The organism is Saccharomonospora sp. CUA-673, from assembly GCF_001942305.1.
Lineage (GTDB): Bacteria > Actinomycetota > Actinomycetes > Mycobacteriales > Pseudonocardiaceae > Prauserella.
On the sequence record NZ_MKKE01000081.1, the window covers coordinates 1 to 1,353 of the forward strand.

General features: G+C 66.8%; 1 protein-coding gene. It reads right to left on the minus strand.

Annotated features, from left to right (window positions below):
- The coding region (locus BJF85_RS24555; RefSeq protein WP_139320845.1) for an IS30 family transposase at positions 1–1,143 on the minus strand (1,143 nt) is incomplete at its 3' end.
- Positions 1,144–1,353: the final 210 nt, after the last annotated feature.

Here is a 1,353-nt window from a genome sequence, read left to right on the forward strand (position 1 = left end):
GCGCTCGGCTGGGGTGTCCCAGTCGAGCGTTTTGCGTGGTCGGCCGTTGAGTTCCTGGGCGACGTGCTCGAGGTCTTCGGGGCCGTGGACGTTGAGATTGGTGCCTTTGGGGAAGTATTGGCGCAGGAGCCCGTTGGTGTTTTCGTTGCTGCCGCGCTGCCAGGGCGAGTGGGGATCGCAGAAGTAGACCGGGAGCCCGGTGGCGATGCTGAACTGTTTGTGGGCTGCCATCTCGGTGCCTTGGTCCCAGGTCAGCGAGCCGCGCAGGTGTGCGGGCAGGCTGGCCATCAGCGGGATGAGGACGTCGCGGACCTTCTCGGCGGTGTGCTCGTCGGGCAGGTAGCCCAGCATGACGTAGCGGGTGGAGCGTTCGACGAGGGTCACGATCGCCGACCGTGATCCGGTGCCGACGATCAGGTCGCCTTCCCAGTGTCCCGGCACGGCCCGGTCCTCGATCTCGGGTGGGCGTTGGGAGATCATGACCATCTCCTCGACGAACCGTGAGCAGCGCTGGTCAGGATGTTTGCGGGGTTTGCGGCGGGTCCTGCCGGTCCGCAGCGCTGCGGCGACCTCGCGGCGCAGTCCACCGCGGGCCTGAATGTAGAGCGCTTGGTAGATCGTCTCGTGGCTCACGCGCATACTCTCGTCGTGACGGAACTGTGTGCGGAGAGTGTGGCTGATCTGCTCCGGTGACCACCTGACCGAGAGCTTGGCCTGCACGTAGTCCCGCAGTGGTGACGACCTCGAGAGCTTGGCCTGCTTCGGACGAGAACGTGACTGTGCCCAGCCGCGTTGAGCGGCATACGGCTGATAGCCACCCTCGCCGGAGTAGGTATCGATCTCCCGCTTGATCGTCGACGCCGACCGGCCCAGTGCACGACCGATCGCCCGCAGGCTCACACCCTGGCGGCGCAGATCAGCAATGGACTCCCGCTCGGTGAGCGAGAGGAAACGTGGATGCAGCTGCGCTTCCCGGGCCGACAGGTCCGGCCCAGCGATGCGTCTGGCCATCTCCGTGTTGTAGCCGACCCGGCGACCACCGGGATAGACCCGCGAACCCGCGGTCTTTCTCACCCCATGATCCCAATCCCGGGCCGTCCGCTCGTGGACACCGACAACACCGGCCGCTTCCCGACGCGGCATGCCACCAGCACGCAGCCGCTCGTACTCGCCACGTCCGGGATGGCCAGCAGCCCCACCCACCCCACGCCCACGGATCCCCGCCCGGCGAGCCCACTCCGAGGCCGAACTCTCGTTCGCACCCACCGCACGAGCAGCAGCCCTGACATTGCCACCCACACGGTCCAACACCCCGAAAAACTCGGCCCTCAACTCCTCAAACGACACGGTCCC